Annotated in this window: 24 protein-coding genes and 1 pseudogene; 22 read left to right on the top strand and 3 right to left on the bottom strand. The window is 32.3% G+C overall.

Translation table 11 applies throughout. The features are described 5' to 3' along the window. Window positions 1-93 precede the first annotated feature (93 nt). The 18 genes from SAUT_RS11265 to SAUT_RS06005 all read left to right on the top strand — a co-directional run bounded on the left by SAUT_RS11265 (window position 94) and on the right by SAUT_RS06005 (window position 9,057). Window positions 94-240 (top strand): prolipoprotein diacylglyceryl transferase family protein, encoded by a 147-nt coding sequence (locus SAUT_RS11265; RefSeq protein ID WP_281046546.1) that lies wholly within the window; start codon window positions 94-96, stop codon window positions 238-240. Window positions 241-266: 26 nt separating this feature from the next. Continuing rightward, the gene (locus SAUT_RS05925; RefSeq protein WP_013326967.1) at window positions 267-878 is read left to right on the top strand and encodes a phosphoribosyltransferase; all 612 of its coding nucleotides are present in this window, start codon (window positions 267-269) and stop codon (window positions 876-878) included. 313 nt (window positions 879-1,191) lie between these two features. Then, complete coding sequence (locus SAUT_RS05930) at window positions 1,192-1,428, top strand: hypothetical protein (protein ID WP_013326968.1); 237 nt, start codon at window positions 1,192-1,194, stop codon at window positions 1,426-1,428. Continuing rightward, window positions 1,421-1,690, top strand: a complete 270-nt coding sequence (locus tag SAUT_RS05935; protein ID WP_013326969.1) for a type II toxin-antitoxin system RelE family toxin — start codon at window positions 1,421-1,423, stop codon at window positions 1,688-1,690. Before SAUT_RS05930 ends, SAUT_RS05935 begins: the two co-directional genes overlap by 8 nt. A gap of 113 nt (window positions 1,691-1,803) precedes the next feature. Further along, window positions 1,804-1,992 (top strand): hypothetical protein, encoded by a 189-nt coding sequence (locus tag SAUT_RS05940; RefSeq protein ID WP_013326970.1) that lies wholly within the window; start codon window positions 1,804-1,806, stop codon window positions 1,990-1,992. Then, window positions 1,977-2,297, top strand: coding sequence for a type II toxin-antitoxin system RelE/ParE family toxin (locus tag SAUT_RS05945; protein WP_013326971.1), 321 nt, complete (start codon window positions 1,977-1,979; stop codon window positions 2,295-2,297). The genes SAUT_RS05940 and SAUT_RS05945 overlap by 16 nt, the downstream gene beginning before the upstream one ends. A 117-nt stretch (window positions 2,298-2,414) precedes the next feature. Continuing rightward, window positions 2,415-2,651 (top strand): hypothetical protein, encoded by a 237-nt coding sequence (locus tag SAUT_RS05950; protein WP_013326968.1) that lies wholly within the window; start codon window positions 2,415-2,417, stop codon window positions 2,649-2,651. Beyond that, window positions 2,644-2,913, top strand: coding sequence for a type II toxin-antitoxin system RelE family toxin (locus SAUT_RS05955; protein WP_013326969.1), 270 nt, complete (start codon window positions 2,644-2,646; stop codon window positions 2,911-2,913). Before SAUT_RS05950 ends, SAUT_RS05955 begins: the two co-directional genes overlap by 8 nt. Window positions 2,914-3,031: 118 nt before the next feature. Next, window positions 3,032-3,295: a hypothetical protein gene (locus SAUT_RS05960; RefSeq protein ID WP_013326972.1), complete on the top strand. Its 264-nt coding sequence runs from the start codon at window positions 3,032-3,034 to the stop codon at window positions 3,293-3,295. A 247-nt stretch (window positions 3,296-3,542) separates the two neighbouring features. Next, window positions 3,543-4,070, top strand: a complete 528-nt coding sequence (locus tag SAUT_RS05965) for a DUF4145 domain-containing protein (RefSeq protein ID WP_013326973.1) — start codon at window positions 3,543-3,545, stop codon at window positions 4,068-4,070. Beyond that, complete coding sequence (locus SAUT_RS05970; protein ID WP_013326974.1) at window positions 4,070-4,333, top strand: hypothetical protein; 264 nt, start codon at window positions 4,070-4,072, stop codon at window positions 4,331-4,333. The genes SAUT_RS05965 and SAUT_RS05970 overlap by 1 nt, the downstream gene beginning before the upstream one ends. 272 nt (window positions 4,334-4,605) lie before the next feature. Then, complete coding sequence (locus SAUT_RS05975; RefSeq protein ID WP_013326975.1) at window positions 4,606-6,126, top strand: reverse transcriptase domain-containing protein; 1,521 nt, start codon at window positions 4,606-4,608, stop codon at window positions 6,124-6,126. A gap of 88 nt (window positions 6,127-6,214) precedes the next feature. Further along, window positions 6,215-6,559: a hypothetical protein gene (locus tag SAUT_RS05980; protein WP_013326976.1), complete on the top strand. Its 345-nt coding sequence runs from the start codon at window positions 6,215-6,217 to the stop codon at window positions 6,557-6,559. Window positions 6,560-6,682: 123 nt separating this feature from the next. After that, on the top strand, window positions 6,683-6,982 hold the full coding sequence (locus tag SAUT_RS05985) for a type II toxin-antitoxin system HigB family toxin (protein WP_013326977.1): 300 nt from the start codon (window positions 6,683-6,685) through the stop codon (window positions 6,980-6,982). Window position 6,983: 1 nt separating this feature from the next. After that, complete coding sequence (locus tag SAUT_RS05990; RefSeq protein WP_013326978.1) at window positions 6,984-7,355, top strand: helix-turn-helix domain-containing protein; 372 nt, start codon at window positions 6,984-6,986, stop codon at window positions 7,353-7,355. Window positions 7,356-7,478: 123 nt separating this feature from the next. Next, a complete protein-coding gene (locus SAUT_RS05995) occupies window positions 7,479-7,709 on the top strand; it encodes a CopG family transcriptional regulator (RefSeq protein ID WP_013326979.1) in 231 nt (76 codons plus the stop codon). After that, window positions 7,702-7,815, top strand: coding sequence for a type II toxin-antitoxin system RelE family toxin (locus SAUT_RS11650; protein ID WP_013326980.1), 114 nt, complete (start codon window positions 7,702-7,704; stop codon window positions 7,813-7,815). Before SAUT_RS05995 ends, SAUT_RS11650 begins: the two co-directional genes overlap by 8 nt. Window positions 7,816-8,046: 231 nt before the next feature. Continuing rightward, window positions 8,047-9,057, top strand: coding sequence for an IS110 family RNA-guided transposase (locus SAUT_RS06005; protein WP_013326981.1), 1,011 nt, complete (start codon window positions 8,047-8,049; stop codon window positions 9,055-9,057). 60 nt (window positions 9,058-9,117) lie between these two features. On the opposite strand, the gene SAUT_RS06010 is transcribed toward SAUT_RS06005, so the two are convergent. Together SAUT_RS06010 and SAUT_RS06015 are read right to left on the bottom strand one after the other, a co-directional pair. Next, entirely contained in the window at window positions 9,118-10,320 is a 1,203-nt protein-coding gene (locus SAUT_RS06010; RefSeq protein ID WP_013326982.1) for an IS256 family transposase, read from the bottom strand. A gap of 70 nt (window positions 10,321-10,390) precedes the next feature. Beyond that, window positions 10,391-11,401, bottom strand: coding sequence for an IS110 family RNA-guided transposase (locus SAUT_RS06015; protein WP_013326981.1), 1,011 nt, complete (start codon window positions 11,399-11,401; stop codon window positions 10,391-10,393). A gap of 237 nt (window positions 11,402-11,638) precedes the next feature. Here SAUT_RS06015 and SAUT_RS11160 point away from each other — a divergent pair. After that, window positions 11,639-11,788 (top strand): annotated as a pseudogene (locus tag SAUT_RS11160) (type II toxin-antitoxin system RelE family toxin); the annotation flags it as partial. Between the two features lie 69 nt (window positions 11,789-11,857). Here SAUT_RS11160 and SAUT_RS06020 read toward each other — a convergent pair. After that, window positions 11,858-12,820, bottom strand: a complete 963-nt coding sequence (locus SAUT_RS06020; protein ID WP_013326983.1) for a DUF438 domain-containing protein — start codon at window positions 12,818-12,820, stop codon at window positions 11,858-11,860. A gap of 156 nt (window positions 12,821-12,976) precedes the next feature. Here SAUT_RS06020 and SAUT_RS06025 point away from each other — a divergent pair, with 156 nt between their 5' ends. The 3 genes from SAUT_RS06025 to SAUT_RS06035 all read left to right on the top strand — a co-directional run bounded on the left by SAUT_RS06025 (window position 12,977) and on the right by SAUT_RS06035 (window position 16,142). After that, window positions 12,977-14,224, top strand: a complete 1,248-nt coding sequence (locus tag SAUT_RS06025) for a DEAD/DEAH box helicase (RefSeq protein ID WP_013326984.1) — start codon at window positions 12,977-12,979, stop codon at window positions 14,222-14,224. Continuing rightward, the gene (locus SAUT_RS06030; RefSeq protein WP_013326985.1) at window positions 14,218-15,477 is read left to right on the top strand and encodes an MgtC/SapB family protein; all 1,260 of its coding nucleotides are present in this window, start codon (window positions 14,218-14,220) and stop codon (window positions 15,475-15,477) included. The genes SAUT_RS06025 and SAUT_RS06030 overlap by 7 nt, the downstream gene beginning before the upstream one ends. A 62-nt stretch (window positions 15,478-15,539) precedes the next feature. Beyond that, entirely contained in the window at window positions 15,540-16,142 is a 603-nt protein-coding gene (locus SAUT_RS06035) for a helicase-related protein (protein WP_013326986.1), read from the top strand.

Here is a 16,142-nt window from a genome sequence, read left to right on the forward strand (position 1 = left end):
CTATTTTACAATCATGTGTCATTAAGATTGACATAGTATGAGTGAATACTCAATGTCTAAAGAGGCAAAGTCTGCTGTCGCTAACGCAGCATAATATATCCATCTCAGCTTTATAAAGCTATACTTGAGGGTTTTGGTGTTTTCTTAGTAGTTTTTCTTTACCGTAAATATCAAAATTTTAATGGTGAATTAATCTTGGTTTATGGCATGAATTATGGAATTTTAATTTTATTTCATTAGCACAATTTGAGTTTAAAGGACAATAGATGTTTAAAGATCGTAAAGATGCAGGTCGAAAACTGGCAGCTGCATTACAAGCATACAAAGAAGAAGCACCCTTAGTATTGGCGATACCCCGAGGTGGTGTAGAATTGGGATATGAGGTTTCCAAAGCGCTCAGTGCCGATTTTTCACTGATAATCTGCCGCAAACTTCCTTTTCCTCTCAATACAGAGAGCGGCTTTGGCGCAATAGCTGAAGATGGATCACTCTATATCAATGAATTGGCAGCCACATCTATATCCCACAAAGAAATAGAACAGATCATTGCACAGCAAAGTCTTGAGATAAAAAGACGCATCCAGACACTAAGAGGAGGAAAGCCTCTCCCTTCGATAAAAGGACGAACCGTTATAGTGGTCGATGACGGTATCGCAATGGGATCTACTATGCATGTAGCGGTAGAATTGTGCAGAAAGAGAGGTGCGAAAAAGATCATCGTAGCCGTACCGGTGGCCAGTCGACAAGCGATACAAAAATTTTCCCAGATGGCTGATGAAGTTGTGGTACTGGAATCCCCTCTTGATTTTTATGCCGTCGCACAAGTGTATGAAAACTGGCATGATGTAAGCGACAAAGAAGTATTGGATTTTTTGTAGAAGTTATTTTTCAAGCAGAGTAAAATTCTGTAAGAGAACTAATTACTCAAGTTTGCAGGGAATTATATGCTAAAGATTTTTTCTTTAATAAGCTACAACTACTAGGTGCAGGAAAAACTACATCAGGTTTTGGTGAAGAACTTTTAGCTTTTATTAATGAATCGTAGATGAGAACATAACAAATCATAGCACCCAATAAATACCCGAGGGCATTTATTGGTGAACTCAAACGTTATGTATCAATCCAACTAATTGACAAAATGAATAAATTTGAATATAATTAGATATATAAATATTCAAAGAAGGATTATCCATGAAAACAGTAACAATGAGAGTTGATGACTCAATTTATGATATGATAAAACTTGCAGCAGAAGGTCAAAAAAGAAATTTATCAAACTTCATAGAATTCGCAACAATGCAATATTTAACTTCATCACAGTTTGTAGAACAAGATGAAATGAATGAGATATTAGAAGATAAAGAACTTGTTGAAAACCTTATGAATGGATTAGAAGATTTCAAAAAAGGTGACTATACAATTGTCTAAATACCAAATTGCTGAAACTAAAACTTTTGAAAAAGTTAAAAAAAAGATAGATAAGAAACTTTATTCAAAAATTGAAAATTTTGTTTATCCTCAGCTAAGAGAAAATCCATTTTATGGCTCAAATATAAAGAAACTAAAAGATAATTTAGAAGGCTACTATAGATACAGAATTGGAAACTATAGGCTTTTTTATCTTATTGAAGGTGAGAAACTTATTGTAGCTGTTGTTGATTTCAAACATAGACAGCAAGCATATGACTAAACACATAACAAAACAGAGTAGCCAATAAATTACCAAACGGAAATTTATTGGCTATCTTTAACCGTTATACTCAAAGTCAAATATGCTATAATACAAGAAAAGAAGGAATATTCATGGTAGCTGTCAAACAAGAAGCACAAGATATGATTCAAAATCTTCCTGATAACTGTACTTATGAAGATATTCAATATCATCTTTATGTTGTAGAAAAAATAAAAAATGGAATAAGTCGTGCAGAAAATGGTGAGACTTTATCTCATCAAGATGCGAAGCAAAGAATGACTAAATGGCTTTCAAACTAGAATGGTCTGAAGAAGCTCTTGAAGATATAGAATCTATTGCCGCATATATAGAAAAAGATTCTCCAGCTTATGCTAAATCAGTAGTTTCAAAGTTTTTTGAAAAAGCTGAAATTTTACAAGAATTTTCAGAGTTAGGTCGAAAAGTTCCAGAAACTAATGATATAACAATTCGTGAAATATTTATTTACAGCTATCGACTCATTTATAAGCTGAATGAAGATACAGTCTTATTTGTAGCTGTTATACACGGAAAAAGACTTCTTGAAAATCATCAGCAAAGTATAACAAGACATAGTAGCCAATAAATTACCAAACGGAAATTTATTGGCTATATTCAAGCGTTATGTATCAATCCAACTAATTGACAAAATGAATAAATTTGAATATAATTAGATATATAAATATTCAAAGAAGGATTATCCATGAAAACAGTAACAATGAGAGTTGATGACTCAATTTATGATATGATAAAACTTGCAGCAGAAGGTCAAAAAAGAAATTTATCAAACTTCATAGAATTCGCAACAATGCAATATTTAACTTCATCACAGTTTGTAGAACAAGATGAAATGAATGAGATATTAGAAGATAAAGAACTTGTTGAAAACCTTATGAATGGATTAGAAGATTTCAAAAAAGGTGACTATACAATTGTCTAAATACCAAATTGCTGAAACTAAAACTTTTGAAAAAGTTAAAAAAAAGATAGATAAGAAACTTTATTCAAAAATTGAAAATTTTGTTTATCCTCAGCTAAGAGAAAATCCATTTTATGGCTCAAATATAAAGAAACTAAAAGATAATTTAGAAGGCTACTATAGATACAGAATTGGAAACTATAGGCTTTTTTATCTTATTGAAGGTGAGAAACTTATTGTAGCTGTTGTTGATTTCAAACATAGACAGCAAGCATATGACTAAACACATAACAAAACAGAGTAGCCAATAAATTACCCAACGGCAATTTATTGGCTATCTTTAACCGTTATCCGCTCACTGCGCCCCCGTTATATGCACAAATTAATTAGCAGGAGTAAAAATGGCAAATCATAATTGGACACAACAAGATGATTTAAAAGTTTTATATATCACATTATATGGATATACAAATTTATATCCAACAAAAAAAGATGTTGCAAAACTTATTGGTGTGAGTGAAGGTAGTTTAAGTTATCGAATTGGTAATTTTAAAGCGATTCAAGGAATTGGAAAAGCAACAAATTATGCAAAACTTTCAAAAGAAGTATATGATAAAAACCATACAAAAGCACAGACGATACTACAAAACTTAGCTTCACTATAAGCACAACATATAACAAAAACGAGGAGACCAATAATTTACCCTAGCGGGAAAATTATTGCTCACGACAGTCGTTATCCGCTCACTGCGTGACCGGATAACGGGGGCGCGGGCTAAACGCCCACTGGTCATCTGTCGCACAGCGCCAGATAACAAGCGGTTGCACAGAGCACCCAAATGAAAAATTGAAATTTTTAATTCGGGAGTCAGTGACCCGCGCCCCCGTTAAGTGAATAAAGGAATATAATAAATGAGTAAATATTATCCGCCTGTCTATGAAGATGAACAGTTCCACTGTTTGCAATGTAGTGTATATGCAAAACAGTCATGGGGTACATTAACAAAGTCTGGACACTATACAGATTTCAAATATTCACAATGTCAGCATTGCTATAAATATTGCTATTGGTATAAAGGAAAGATGATTGTTCCATCAGAAGCTCATGTTGCACCTCCACACCAAGACTTGCCAGAATCATGTATTTTAGAGTACAATGAAGCTAGAGATATTGCATCACGGTCTCCTCGTGCAGCTGCAGCATTACTTAGACTAGCAGTTCAAAAACTAATGGTTGAACTGGGAGAAAAAGGGAAAAATATCAATACTGATATTGGTTCTCTTGTTTCAAAAGGCTTACCAGTTGAAGTACAACAAGCGTTAGATTATTGTCGAGTAATTGGTAACAATGACGAGAAGCACGACAAACGGACAAAGATTATACAAGCTATAAGTTTCAAGATGAAACATACAACAAAAGAAAATTTGTTCTTGCAGTAATGAAAAAATATTTTGAAGACAATACGCCAACAGACATTGAAATACTAAGAAAAAGCTTTTCCAATCAAAGATTATTTGCACCTTTACAAGATGCAATTGAAAAAGCAAATAAACATGGACAACCAAGGCACTTTTTAAAAGATGGAGAAACTGTGTTAGTTGGAAGTGAACAGTATGCTATCTCAAATCAATGGGGAGTTGGAAACATAGAGGACTTCATTAACGATATGCGTAAGTTGGGATATCAGATTGACGAAAGTTAACAAAACACAGGAGCCAATAGTTTACCCTAGCGGGAAAACTATTGCTCTCCTCAAACGTTATCGTCATATTGTAACTTATAATAAATTTTATATTTTTTTGCTATCATATGTTTACTTTCTTATGGAAAGAATGGTCACCCTTGTATTTATAGTTTCATCACTATAAACTTTGGAAGAAATGTTTCTCAAAATGTTTCTTACCGTGAGAACTTACTTTTATAATGGTTGTGACCATGATTAGCCCACATTGTGGGCTTTTTTTTGGAGTATCTATGGATTTAGAAACAAAACTTGAAAATATTATTCGGCAAGAATCTGAAAAATTGATTTTAAGATACCATGCATATCACAACAATCTATATCATGAACATAAAAGAAATGAAAAAAGATTTGGTGAAAAATTAGAAAAGAAAATAGAAAAACCAATATACTGGTCTGAAAATCAATTATTCAATCCCTTTTACACAAGAAAAAAAGCAAAAAGTATTGCTAAATCAGTAATTAAAAATATTAATAATAAAACTTACTCTCCAAACAAGCCACATATAAAAAAAATTCCAAAAGAATCAGGTGGCTTTAGAAAAGTAACAATCTATCAAATACATGATGCTGCAGTTTCAAAACTCTTTTACAATAGCTTACTTTATAAAAATAAACATAGATTTAGCTCATTTTCGTATGCTTATAGAAATGATAGAAATGTTCATTTTGCAATACAAGATATATGGGTAGATATTTCTGAAAACTCGAGAACATTTATTGCTGAATTTGATTTTTCAGATTTTTTCGGCTCAATTTCTCATGACTATTTAAAAAAGCAATATGATAAAAATGGTTTTATAATAAGTGATGAAGAAAAATTTATAATAGATAAGTTTTTAGATGTTGATAAAAATGATAAAGGTATTCCACAAGGCACATCAATTTCACTATTCCTAGCAAATATGGTATGTTGGAATTTAGATAAAAATCTTGAAAAAGAAGGATTGAAATTTGCACGCTATGCGGATGATACAGTTATATGGTCACTTGATTATGAAAAAATTTGTAATTCATTTACAATTATTACAGATTTTTCAACAGGAGCAGGTGTAAAAATAAATGCAAAAAAATCAAAGGGTATTAGTTTATTAACAAGCAAAGAACTACCAGCAGAATTATCAAATAAAACATATAATATTGACTTTTTAGGATACTCTATCTCTGTAGATAATGTATCGATAAAAGATAGTTCAAAGAAGAGAATACAAAAACAAATTTCATATTTATTGTATAAAAATCTAATTAAACCACTAAAGACTAAAAAGCTGAAAAGCATTATCATTCCAAATAGAATTAAAGATGAAAGTTTGCTAATAGCAATAATGCAAATAAGAAGATATTTATATGGTGGATTATCAGATATATATTTATTGAATTATATTCAAGGGAAAACAAAAAGAATAAACTTTAAAGGTATTATGAGTTTTTATCCACTTGTTAATAATGAAGCTCAACTGAAAGAATTAGATGGATGGTTGCTTTCAACATTTTACAGAGTTCTTAAATTAAGAGCGAAACTGTTACACAGTCATGGTCATCATGTTTCAACTTTTTTCCCTTTTAATTCAAAAGATAAATATGAACTATTAGAGCAATGTAAAAAAAAGAAAGTTTTTAAAAAGAATTTATTGAGAATACCTAGTTTTATATTAATATTTAAAGCACTACAAAAAGGAATCTTAGAACATGGAATTGAAAATACAATGAACCCAGAATCAAACAAGTATAACTATGAAAGTAGGAAACGATAACAAGACATAGTAGCCAATAAGTTACCTAGCGGTAACTTATTGGCTATATTTGACCGTTATGCTACGAAATTAATTAACAAGGTTCATTATGATGAAATATTTTACACTTATGATTTTCACACTAGTCTTATTTTCGGGTTGTAATAGTAAAGAGACTAGTAAACAGTCTAGTGCACACACTACTCCACCATTTACCGTCAAGTGTAAAAACGCAGCATTACCTGAGTTTACACTTGATTACGATTCTAGGCCATCAGAAAAAGAAGTAAACGCCCTGTGTAGTTGTTTGTGGGATAAATTAATTGGATGGGAAAAAGAGACTGTCATTAAGTTGACAAGTGGAAAACAAAATGAAGTAAGTTCTCTAAATATGACAGCTTTTCCTGCTCGGTTTGGAAAAAGAATTAATGAATGCGGTGGAGACAAACTCTAAAGCATAACAAGTACGAGGAGCGCAATAGTTTCCCCTACGGCGAAACTATTGCTCACGACGAACGTTAGCATACATATGAATAATTTTAAGTTCTATTAATGGGAACTTTGTTATAATGCTTACATGAGAATAATATCAAAGAAAACTCTTAAAGACTTTTACAAAAATCCTAAATATATAGACAGTAAAAGTGCTTTAGAATCTTGGCATAAAGAAGTTTTAAAACAGGATTGGAGCAATCCAAATGAAATTAAAGAAATGTATAGGAGTGCTAGTATTATTGGAGATGAAAAAGTTGTCTTCAATATTTCTGGAAATAAATACAGATTGATAGTTACTGTAAACTATTATGCAAAAATCGTTTTTGTAAAGTTCATTGAAACACATAAACAGTATGATAAAATTGATATAAAGGACTTGTAAGATGAATATTAAACCTATTAAAAGTGAAAAAGATTATAATGATGCACTCCTTAAAATTAAAACTTTAATGAATGCAAAGCCAAATACTCCTCAGATGGATGAGTTAGAAGTTCTTGCTACTTTAGTTGAAGTATATGAAGAACAATTTCACAAGATAGAAGCTCCAGACCCAATAGAAGCAATAAAATTTAGAATGGAACAAGAAAATTTAAAACAAAAAGATTTAGTTGCTATTGTTGGAAGCAAATCAAGAGTTTCTGAAGTTTTAAATCGTAAAAGAAAACTTACTATTGAAATGATACGAAATTTACACACAGCACTTCATATACCAGTAGAAAGTCTTTTTTTAGATTACAAAATCAACTGTGCTTAAATACCAACAAAACAGAGTAGCCAATAAATTACCCACGGCAATTTATTGGCTATCTTCAGTCGTTAGATTACTATTGAACTATTTTAAAAAATGTAGTATAATGTATCTACAAAAGGATACATTATGAAAAAAGCGATTAACATCCGAATGGATGAAACTTTATTAACTGATTTAGATTCTTATGCAACTGAGCTTGAACGTTCTCGTACATATATCATTGAAAAAGCAGTAAGTACTTATTTTGACACACTTGATGAAATGATTGCAGATAAAAGAATTGATAATTTAAAAGCTGGAAAAACTACACTTGTGCCGCTCAAAGAAGTTTTTAAAAAAGCTGGGATTAATGTATAAAGTAGCATTCGATAAAGATGCTGAAAAAGAATTTTTAAAATTAGATGTTCAAGCACAAAAGCTTGTATCAACAAAAATTTTAGATTTGCAAGATGGAAATTGGTAGTGTTCAATAATCTCTTATAATACAAAAGAGAGAATTCAAGTAGCATATCGACAAAAATTCTGAATCTATTCAAGCTGAGTAAGATTGTGACACAGTTGGATAGCTACACGTAAAACTTGAGTGGCAACAAAGCCAGTTATAACTAGGCTGTATTAAAGAGACGAAGTAATGTGTAGCAGCTCATGGAGTATAAAACTCTAATCAATGAATTCTCCTAATTAGGAGGAATACATGTATAATTTTATAGGGATAGATGTTGCTAAAAGAACACTTCAAATTTATATTGAAGTCAATGACTCTTCTGTTGAGATAAATAACGAAGAAAAAAGTCTTAAGACATTTTATAAAACATTGAAGAAGCTTTATAAAAACGATAAACCTTTTGTTTTTATTTATGAACCAACTGCAAATTATAGTGTTGCATTAACAAAATTTTGTGCCGAAAATAATGTATATGCTTATATGGTAAATACTTTTGTTAGTTCAAACTTTTCTAAGTCTCTAGGTAATAGAAATAAAACTGATATCTCAGATGCACAGATGCTTTTTAATATGCAAATGATGATTAATAAAAAAGATATTGCGGTACCTGTAAAAAATCCTACAGTTGATGCATTAAGAGAGCTTGTGGGCTATTATCGCTTCTTACAAAAGCAAAAAGTTGCCTTTAAAAACTATAATGAAGCTGTAACTACAAATAAAAGTTCAAACTATATACTTAAAGATGTAAAGAAGAATATTGCTCGTATAGACAAGGAACAACAAGAGCTAATCAACAAAGCAAAAGCAATCATAACTAATGATGAAGTACTCAAGAAAGCTTTTGCTCATATTATCTCAATCAAGGGTGTTGGAACTCTAGTTGGAATATTTCTTTTGCATCTTTTTTTAAATTATCCCAATGCAAATAGACAACAAATTACAGCACTACTGGGATTAGATCCTATCACAATTGAGTCAGGAACTTCGATTAAAAAACGATCTCGAATATCTAAAAGAGGACTGAGTATGTATAGAGGAGTTATTTTTTACTCTATTCTTTCTACGGTGAGATTTAATGAAGAGTTTAGAACATATTATGAACATTTAAAAGACAGAAAGAAGCATACAACTTTAGCACAAATAGCAGTTATGAGAAAGTTGATTTTACTCGCGCATTCATTATATAAAAATAATGTAGATTATAATCCAGAACAATTTAAATTGAAAAAAGTAGCTCAAAAAGAAATATGTGTAGCATGATATTTTAAGTAGTTTTTAATGTGGCAACTGTGTCAGCATCGGATAATTCCTAAAATTGTATCATAAATTCAAAGCGTCATCAAGCCGTCCATCAAAATAGATCGCTAATTGAGAGATTGTCAAACTCCAATTTCTAATTGGCATAGTCCATTTTTTCTGAGCATTTTGGATACCCATAAAAAGTAATTTTAGTAAGCTATTATCGCTAGGAAAAGCTCCTTTTGTTTTTGTAAGTGTTCTAAACTGACGATGCACTGATTCTATGATATTTGTGGTATAAATAACCTTTCTGATATCAGTAGGATATTTGAAATATACAGATAAATTTTCCCACTTATTTCTCCAAGATTGAAAAACGATAGGATATTTTTTACCCCATTTTTCTTCAAGCTTATCAAGCTCAATTTCAGCCTCTTCTTTGGTAAAAGCTTGATAAACTTTTTTCAACTCTTTTGCAAACTGTTTTTGATTCGCAGAGCCTACATATTTTAGACTATTGCGGATTTGATGGACGATGCAAAGTTGCACCTCTGTATCGGGATAAACAGAATTTATGGCTTCAGGAAAGCCTTTAAGTCCATCAACTGAAGCTATGAGTATATCTTTGACTCCACGGTTTGAAAGATCAGTAAGCACCTGTAGCCAGAATTTAGCTCCTTCGCTTTCATTGAAGTAAAGTCCAAGTATATCTTTTTTACCATCTACACGAACACCAAGAACTGTATAAAATGCTTTTGAGATATATCTACTATCCTCTTTTACTTTATAATGGATAGCATCTAAAAATACAAAGGGATATACTTCTTCGAGAGGGCGAATTTTCCACTCTTGAAGCATAGGTATTATTTTATCTGTTACAGTACTGATAGCACCTTTAGAAAAGCCTACACCATAAATATCTTCTATCATTGAAGCTATTTGAGAATAGCTGTTGCCATGCGCATAAAGGGCAAGAATTTTTTCCTCAATCTCCCCTGACATTGTTCGTTGATTCTTCTTCACTATCTCTGGTTCAAAGCTACCGTTACGGTCACGTGGAACATCAAGTTCAAATTCGCCATGTTCACTTTTCATAGTTTTCGTAGCATAACCATTCTTACGATTCTTCGTAAGATCTTGAGTTAAATGGGAATCTATTTCTGCTGCAAGTGCAGCTTCTGTGAGTTGTTTGATGAGTGAGCCTAATGCTCCATCTTTTCCGCCGATACTTTTACCAGCTTTTATATCACGAGCAAATTGCTCTACATCTATTTCTATATTCATCTGTGTTTCCTTGAGTATTTGTTATTTTACCCGATTGACACAGTTGCCACATTAAAAACTACTTAAAATATCATGCTACACATATTTCTTTTTGAGCTACTTTTTTCAATTTAAATTGTTCTGGATTATAATCTACATTATTTTTATATAATGAATGCGCGAGTAAAATCAACTTTCTCATAACTGCTATTTGTGCTAAAGTTGTATGCTTCTTTCTGTCTTTTAAATGTTCATAATATGTTCTAAACTCTTCATTAAATCTCACCGTAGAAAGAATAGAGTAAAAAATAACTCCTCTATACATACTCAGTCCTCTTTTAGATATTCGAGATCGTTTTTTAATCGAAGTTCCTGACTCAATTGTGATAGGATCTAATCCCAGTAGTGCTGTAATTTGTTGTCTATTTGCATTGGGATAATTTAAAAAAAGATGCAAAAGAAATATTCCAACTAGAGTTCCAACACCCTTGATTGAGATAATATGAGCAAAAGCTTTCTTGAGTACTTCATCATTAGTTATGATTGCTTTTGCTTTGTTGATTAGCTCTTGTTGTTCCTTGTCTATACGAGCAATATTCTTCTTTACATCTTTAAGTATATAGTTTGAACTTTTATTTGTAGTTACAGCTTCATTATAGTTTTTAAAGGCAACTTTTTGCTTTTGTAAGAAGCGATAATAGCCCACAAGCTCTCTTAATGCATCAACTGTAGGATTTTTTACAGGTACCGCAATATCTTTTTTATTAATCATCATTTGCATATTAAAAAGCATCTGTGCATCTGAGATATCAGTTTTATTTCTATTACCTAGAGACTTAGAAAAGTTTGAACTAACAAAAGTATTTACCATATAAGCATATACATTATTTTCGGCACAAAATTTTGTTAATGCAACACTATAATTTGCAGTTGGTTCATAAATAAAAACAAAAGGTTTATCGTTTTTATAAAGCTTCTTCAATGTTTTATAAAATGTCTTAAGACTTTTTTCTTCGTTATTTATCTCAACAGAAGAGTCATTGACTTCAATATAAATTTGAAGTGTTCTTTTAGCAACATCTATCCCTATAAAATTATACATGTATTCCTCCTAATTAGGAGAATTCATTGATTAGAGTTTTATACTCCATGAGCTGCTACACATTACTTCGTCTCTTTAATACAGCCTAGTTATAACTGGCTTTGTTGCCACTCAAGTTTTACGTGTAGCTATCCAACTGTGTCACAATCTTACTCAGCTTGAATAGATTCAGAATTTTTGTCGATATGCTACTTGAATTCTCTCTTTTGTATTATAAGAGATTTTTGAACGGTCCCTGGAAATTTTTCAAATGACAAACAGCTAAAAGGAAAACACAAAGGTAAATTTAGAAAACGAGCAGGAAACTACAGAATAATATACCTAAAAGAAAATGACTATTTAGTTATCTCTGTCATTAGAATTGCTCATAGAAAAGAAGTTTACTAAACTTCTAACAAAACAGAGCAGCCAATAAATTACCTAACGGCAATTTATTGGGAGACCGTTAAAAACTATTTACTCCCAGTCTAGCAGTCTTTGTTGACCTTCTAGAGCTCTAATTTCAGTAACATCTTGACTAACTTCAATAACACCTTTATAAGTTCCATCATCGTCTCGTATTGCAAAATAACGAATATGAATAAACTTTTCCTTAAATGTTATCCAAAACTCCGCCTCATCACGTCTGCCTGCTTTAAACTCACGTAAAATCATAAGAACTTGATCAACAGATTTTGGAGGATGACAAAACTTGACTTCTCGCCCTATTATACCGGCACTTCTAGGAAATACTCTCTTGTCCCCGCGGTTATAAAAAATAACGATGTCATTTTCATCTACATAGGTAATATCAACAGGCATAAACTTAAGTAACAAATTAATCTGCTCTGGCAACATATGTCCTTGGTCGAGGTCTATACGGTCATCAAGTGAAAAAGGCAAATCTCTTTTTTTAGTATCTTGTGATGGATGAATATAGTCTTCAACAAGTGGAGGATACAGTTCAGGTGCTTCATCGAACATCCAACCTATTTCAGCATCTCCATCACGCATTTCTCTCCAATCAGCATCATCCAACATATCAAAAGCCCTTGGAAGCAATCGTCCCTCTTCCACTTGCATAATATGTTCTAAGTTATGAAAAAGATTTTGAAGCACCATATATATAGACGTAATCTCTTTTTGCTCAACCACTATACGAGCTTGTTTTATTATGGCTCTTATATCATCATGAAAAGCCCACATATTTTGAGATGGAGATGTCCAACCATACTTTTCCAAGTATGGAAAAAGTTGATTCTCTTTTCTTGCAAAATGTTTTTCAACACGACAAAGAGTTTCAAATTGTTCTCTAAATGCTTCAAAGTTTTCATCTTTATCTATACTATTAATGATAGCCATTAACTCGCGCATAAGCATATTTTCTTCCAAATAAACCTTTACAGGATGACCTTGTGGTAAATTATTATAATCACTCATATTTTTCCTATATTTATATTTTCCCGGATTATACTATTTTATGATTTCTTTTTTTTTGATTTATGATAAGATAAAGGAATGAATTAACATTGTAGCTCTTTCAAGGCAAACATACAGTATAATAAAAAACAAAAATATATAAATATCGGAACAACTATGCCCTTTTCTACACTCAATTTATCTAGCACCTTGCAAAAAACACTTCAAGACAAAGGTTTTAAAAAACCGACACCCATACAGGAAAAAGTTATACCTTTAGTGCTAAACAACAAAGATGTCATAGCACAGGCACAAACAGGAAGTGGAAAAAGTGCAAGTTTTGTTCTGCCGCTTTTACAGCTTTGGAGCCAAAAGCGAGACAACGCAAAAAAAGGAAAAATCAAAATCCTTGTTTTGACGCCTACGCGAGAACTCACGCTTCAAGTGGCAGAGGTTTTTGAAGAATTCTCAAAAGATTTAGCTAAGAAACCACAAATAGTAAGCCTCATAGGTGGCGAAAGTATAGGTGAGCAACTTTACAATATTCAACAGGGCTGTGATGTTTTAGTGGCTACAAGTGGACGTTTTTTAGATGTTTTAAAGAAAAAACAGATGAATTTGTCTCATTTAAATTACCTGGTGCTCGATGAAGCGGATAAAATGCTAAACTTTGATTTTACTGAAGAGCTTGACCTTGTTTTAGAGTCTTTACCCGCAAAACGACAAAACCTGCTTTTCTCAGCCACATATCCGCCAAAAATGCTGGATTTAGTTTCAAAAATCATGAGCAACCCTTTACATGTAACCATAGAGCAAAAACCTACAGTAGAAAACATCAGGCAAAGAGTCATAGAAGTTGACAATGAAAAAAGAGGCCCTCTTTTGCGTCATCTGCTCAAAGAACATAAATACAAACGAGTCCTGGTTTTCATGGCAAATAAACGAGCAACCGACAACATAGCTGAGAAGTTTAGAAAGTACGGCATCGAAGCAGCCTCGTTTAATGCAGACTTAGAACAAGACATAAGAAATGACACGCTTCAAGCATTTAAAGAAGCAAAAATAAATGTTCTTTTTGCAACAGATATTGCAGCACGTGGGCTGGACATTGATAACATCGACTGCATCATAAACTACGACCTGCCACGCTCACCTGCTGATTATATTCACCGCATAGGACGAACAGCCAGAGCAGGTAAATCCGGTGAAGCAATATCTTTCATAAACCATGAAACACAAGAACATTTTAAACTTATAGAAAAACGCAGCCATATAAAGCTGACTCGTGAATCGATACAAGGGTTTGAGCTGACAGGTGAAGCACCTAAAAAAGTAAAAGGCCCTGCCCCTGTAAAAGGCAAAGGAAAAAGCAAAAAAGACAAATTAAGAGAAATTAAGTTAAGAAATGGAGATTTAAAATGCTAGAACAATTTTTACATGCTCAATGGCTTGAACTTATCGTCGTTGTCATTGCCGGTTTTTTAATCGGTCTTGAAATCAAAGAGTATAGGATGCATAATGATTCAGCTAAAGAGATAGGAAGTGTCCGAACTTACGCTTTTATATCTCTAATGAGTTATGTTTTTGCCAAAATCAATATTTATCTCTATCTTGTCGGTTATATCGCAATTATTTCACATTTTATTCTTTTTTATTTTTTCAAACTTCGAGTAAGACGAACAGGAATTTTACTTTTTCTTCTTACGAGTTTAGTTTATAGTTTTGGAATTGTCGTTATCAAATATAATATTTGGTTTTTACTTACTATTTTTGTTGCCATCATATTTATCTCAAATATAAACAGAAAGCTTGAACATTTTTATAGCATCTTTGATGAGAGAGAGATAGAAACATTTGCAAAACTTTTACTTCTGAGCGGTGTCATTTTACCTATTTTGCCACAAACACAAATTTCCGAATTTATACCAGTATCTTTTTTCAAAGTATGGCTGGCTGTCGTTGTCGTTTCACTTTTCTCGTATGTTGGATATGTCTTAAAAAAATATGTTTTTAAAGACAAAGGATACTTTTTCACAGGAATACTTGGAGGAATCTATTCAAGCACTGCAACAACTATTGTGCTTGCAAAAAAATCAGCCACTAATTCTACTCCTTACCTGTTTGCTGCCTCTATTCTTATCGCAACAGCTTTAATGTATGTCCGCCTTTTAGGTATTGCATATGCATTCAATTTTCAAATTGCTTCAAATTTAGCACTTCCATTTATAGCATTGACTTTACTTACTGCAGTAATTTCTATCTATTTTTACAATAAAGCCAAAAAAACTGCACAACAGGACATTGAAGATTCTGAAGATAAAAATCCATTAGAACTTAGTACAGCATTTCTCTTTGCATTTTTATTTATTGCAATGGCGACTATCACACACTTTGTATTGAAAAACTATGGAGATTTAGGATTAAACATCCTCTCTTTTATCGTAGGTTTCACAGATATAGACCCATTTGTACTCTCTATTCTCTCTTCAAAATTTAATGTAACTGTGGAGTCGGCAACAACAGCTATTTTAATAGCGACAGGAAGCAACAATATTCTCAAAGCATTTTATGCATATATATTTTCAAAAAACTCAGCCGGAAAAATAAGTGCACTTGCACTCATTATTTTAGGAGGATTAACTATTGGTGTCGGATTTATACCTAACTTACTTTTGTAACCAACTCTGGCACTTAATTCCGCTTACGCTATAATTCGCTCAAACAATTAAGGAATTTTTTTATGAGCGAAGAGACTTCACAACCGCAAAAAAAATACTATGACAACATTAGTATCGGCAACCGCACAAAGCAACTGGTTTTTTTTGTAGAACAACATGACAAACCTGTACACTTCGAGCTTTTTCTCAAAGAAAACTCACTTCTCAAAACAGTAGTTACATGTAAAAGTAAAAAAGCAGCTGATACTCTTGGCACCCACCTCAAACAAAAAAATATAAATGCCATAGTCATTCACGGAAACCACAGAGCATCTCAAATAGAAGAGGCCTCTGTTGCATTTAACAATGATGAGAGTGCCCTTCTTATCACTACGAGTAAAATTTATGAAATGTTAGAGCTTGAAAACATACAAAGGGTAGTAAGTTACGACCTCCCTTTTGAACCGCAGAGTTATTTTGAAACACTTAAAGCTGTGGACGAAACAGGCGAGTCCATTTTGTTTGTCAGTGCTGAGGATGAAAAGATGCTTGAAACCTTAGAATTTATGATGAAATGCGAGCTTCCTCAAGAAGAATTGGAATCTTTTACGCATACACCACTTAAACAAACAAGCCAATCTAAAAATAAAAAACCCCGCCATAAAAAAATGAAAAAAAGAATTTAA

It is taken from the genome of Sulfurimonas autotrophica DSM 16294 (genome assembly GCF_000147355.1).
Classification (GTDB): Bacteria; Campylobacterota; Campylobacteria; order Campylobacterales; family Sulfurimonadaceae; genus Sulfurimonas; species Sulfurimonas autotrophica.

What these genes read in the sequence shown, in the direction of transcription:
- SAUT_RS05925 (WP_013326967.1), top strand. Translation starts at nt 267, where the DNA reads ATGTTTAAAGATCGTAAAGATGCAGGTCGAAAACTGGCAGCTGCATTA.
- SAUT_RS05930 (WP_013326968.1), top strand. Translation starts at nt 1,192, where the DNA reads ATGAAAACAGTAACAATGAGAGTTGATGACTCAATTTATGATATGATA.
- SAUT_RS05940 (WP_013326970.1), top strand. Translation starts at nt 1,804, where the DNA reads ATGGTAGCTGTCAAACAAGAAGCACAAGATATGATTCAAAATCTTCCT.
- SAUT_RS05945 (WP_013326971.1), top strand. Translation starts at nt 1,977, where the DNA reads ATGGCTTTCAAACTAGAATGGTCTGAAGAAGCTCTTGAAGATATAGAA.
- SAUT_RS05950 (WP_013326968.1), top strand. Translation starts at nt 2,415, where the DNA reads ATGAAAACAGTAACAATGAGAGTTGATGACTCAATTTATGATATGATA.
- SAUT_RS05960 (WP_013326972.1), top strand. Translation starts at nt 3,032, where the DNA reads ATGGCAAATCATAATTGGACACAACAAGATGATTTAAAAGTTTTATAT.
- SAUT_RS05965 (WP_013326973.1), top strand. Translation starts at nt 3,543, where the DNA reads ATGAGTAAATATTATCCGCCTGTCTATGAAGATGAACAGTTCCACTGT.
- SAUT_RS05970 (WP_013326974.1), top strand. Translation starts at nt 4,070, where the DNA reads ATGAAAAAATATTTTGAAGACAATACGCCAACAGACATTGAAATACTA.
- SAUT_RS05975 (WP_013326975.1), top strand. Translation starts at nt 4,606, where the DNA reads ATGGATTTAGAAACAAAACTTGAAAATATTATTCGGCAAGAATCTGAA.
- SAUT_RS05980 (WP_013326976.1), top strand. Translation starts at nt 6,215, where the DNA reads ATGATGAAATATTTTACACTTATGATTTTCACACTAGTCTTATTTTCG.
- SAUT_RS05985 (WP_013326977.1), top strand. Translation starts at nt 6,683, where the DNA reads ATGAGAATAATATCAAAGAAAACTCTTAAAGACTTTTACAAAAATCCT.
- SAUT_RS05990 (WP_013326978.1), top strand. Translation starts at nt 6,984, where the DNA reads ATGAATATTAAACCTATTAAAAGTGAAAAAGATTATAATGATGCACTC.
- SAUT_RS05995 (WP_013326979.1), top strand. Translation starts at nt 7,479, where the DNA reads ATGAAAAAAGCGATTAACATCCGAATGGATGAAACTTTATTAACTGAT.
- SAUT_RS11650 (WP_013326980.1), top strand. Translation starts at nt 7,702, where the DNA reads ATGTATAAAGTAGCATTCGATAAAGATGCTGAAAAAGAATTTTTAAAA.
- SAUT_RS06005 (WP_013326981.1), top strand. Translation starts at nt 8,047, where the DNA reads ATGTATAATTTTATAGGGATAGATGTTGCTAAAAGAACACTTCAAATT.
- SAUT_RS06010 (WP_013326982.1), bottom strand. Translation starts at nt 10,320, where the DNA reads ATGAATATAGAAATAGATGTAGAGCAATTTGCTCGTGATATAAAAGCT.
- SAUT_RS06015 (WP_013326981.1), bottom strand. Translation starts at nt 11,401, where the DNA reads ATGTATAATTTTATAGGGATAGATGTTGCTAAAAGAACACTTCAAATT.
- SAUT_RS06020 (WP_013326983.1), bottom strand. Translation starts at nt 12,820, where the DNA reads ATGAGTGATTATAATAATTTACCACAAGGTCATCCTGTAAAGGTTTAT.
- SAUT_RS06025 (WP_013326984.1), top strand. Translation starts at nt 12,977, where the DNA reads ATGCCCTTTTCTACACTCAATTTATCTAGCACCTTGCAAAAAACACTT.
- SAUT_RS06030 (WP_013326985.1), top strand. Translation starts at nt 14,218, where the DNA reads ATGCTAGAACAATTTTTACATGCTCAATGGCTTGAACTTATCGTCGTT.
- SAUT_RS06035 (WP_013326986.1), top strand. Translation starts at nt 15,540, where the DNA reads ATGAGCGAAGAGACTTCACAACCGCAAAAAAAATACTATGACAACATT.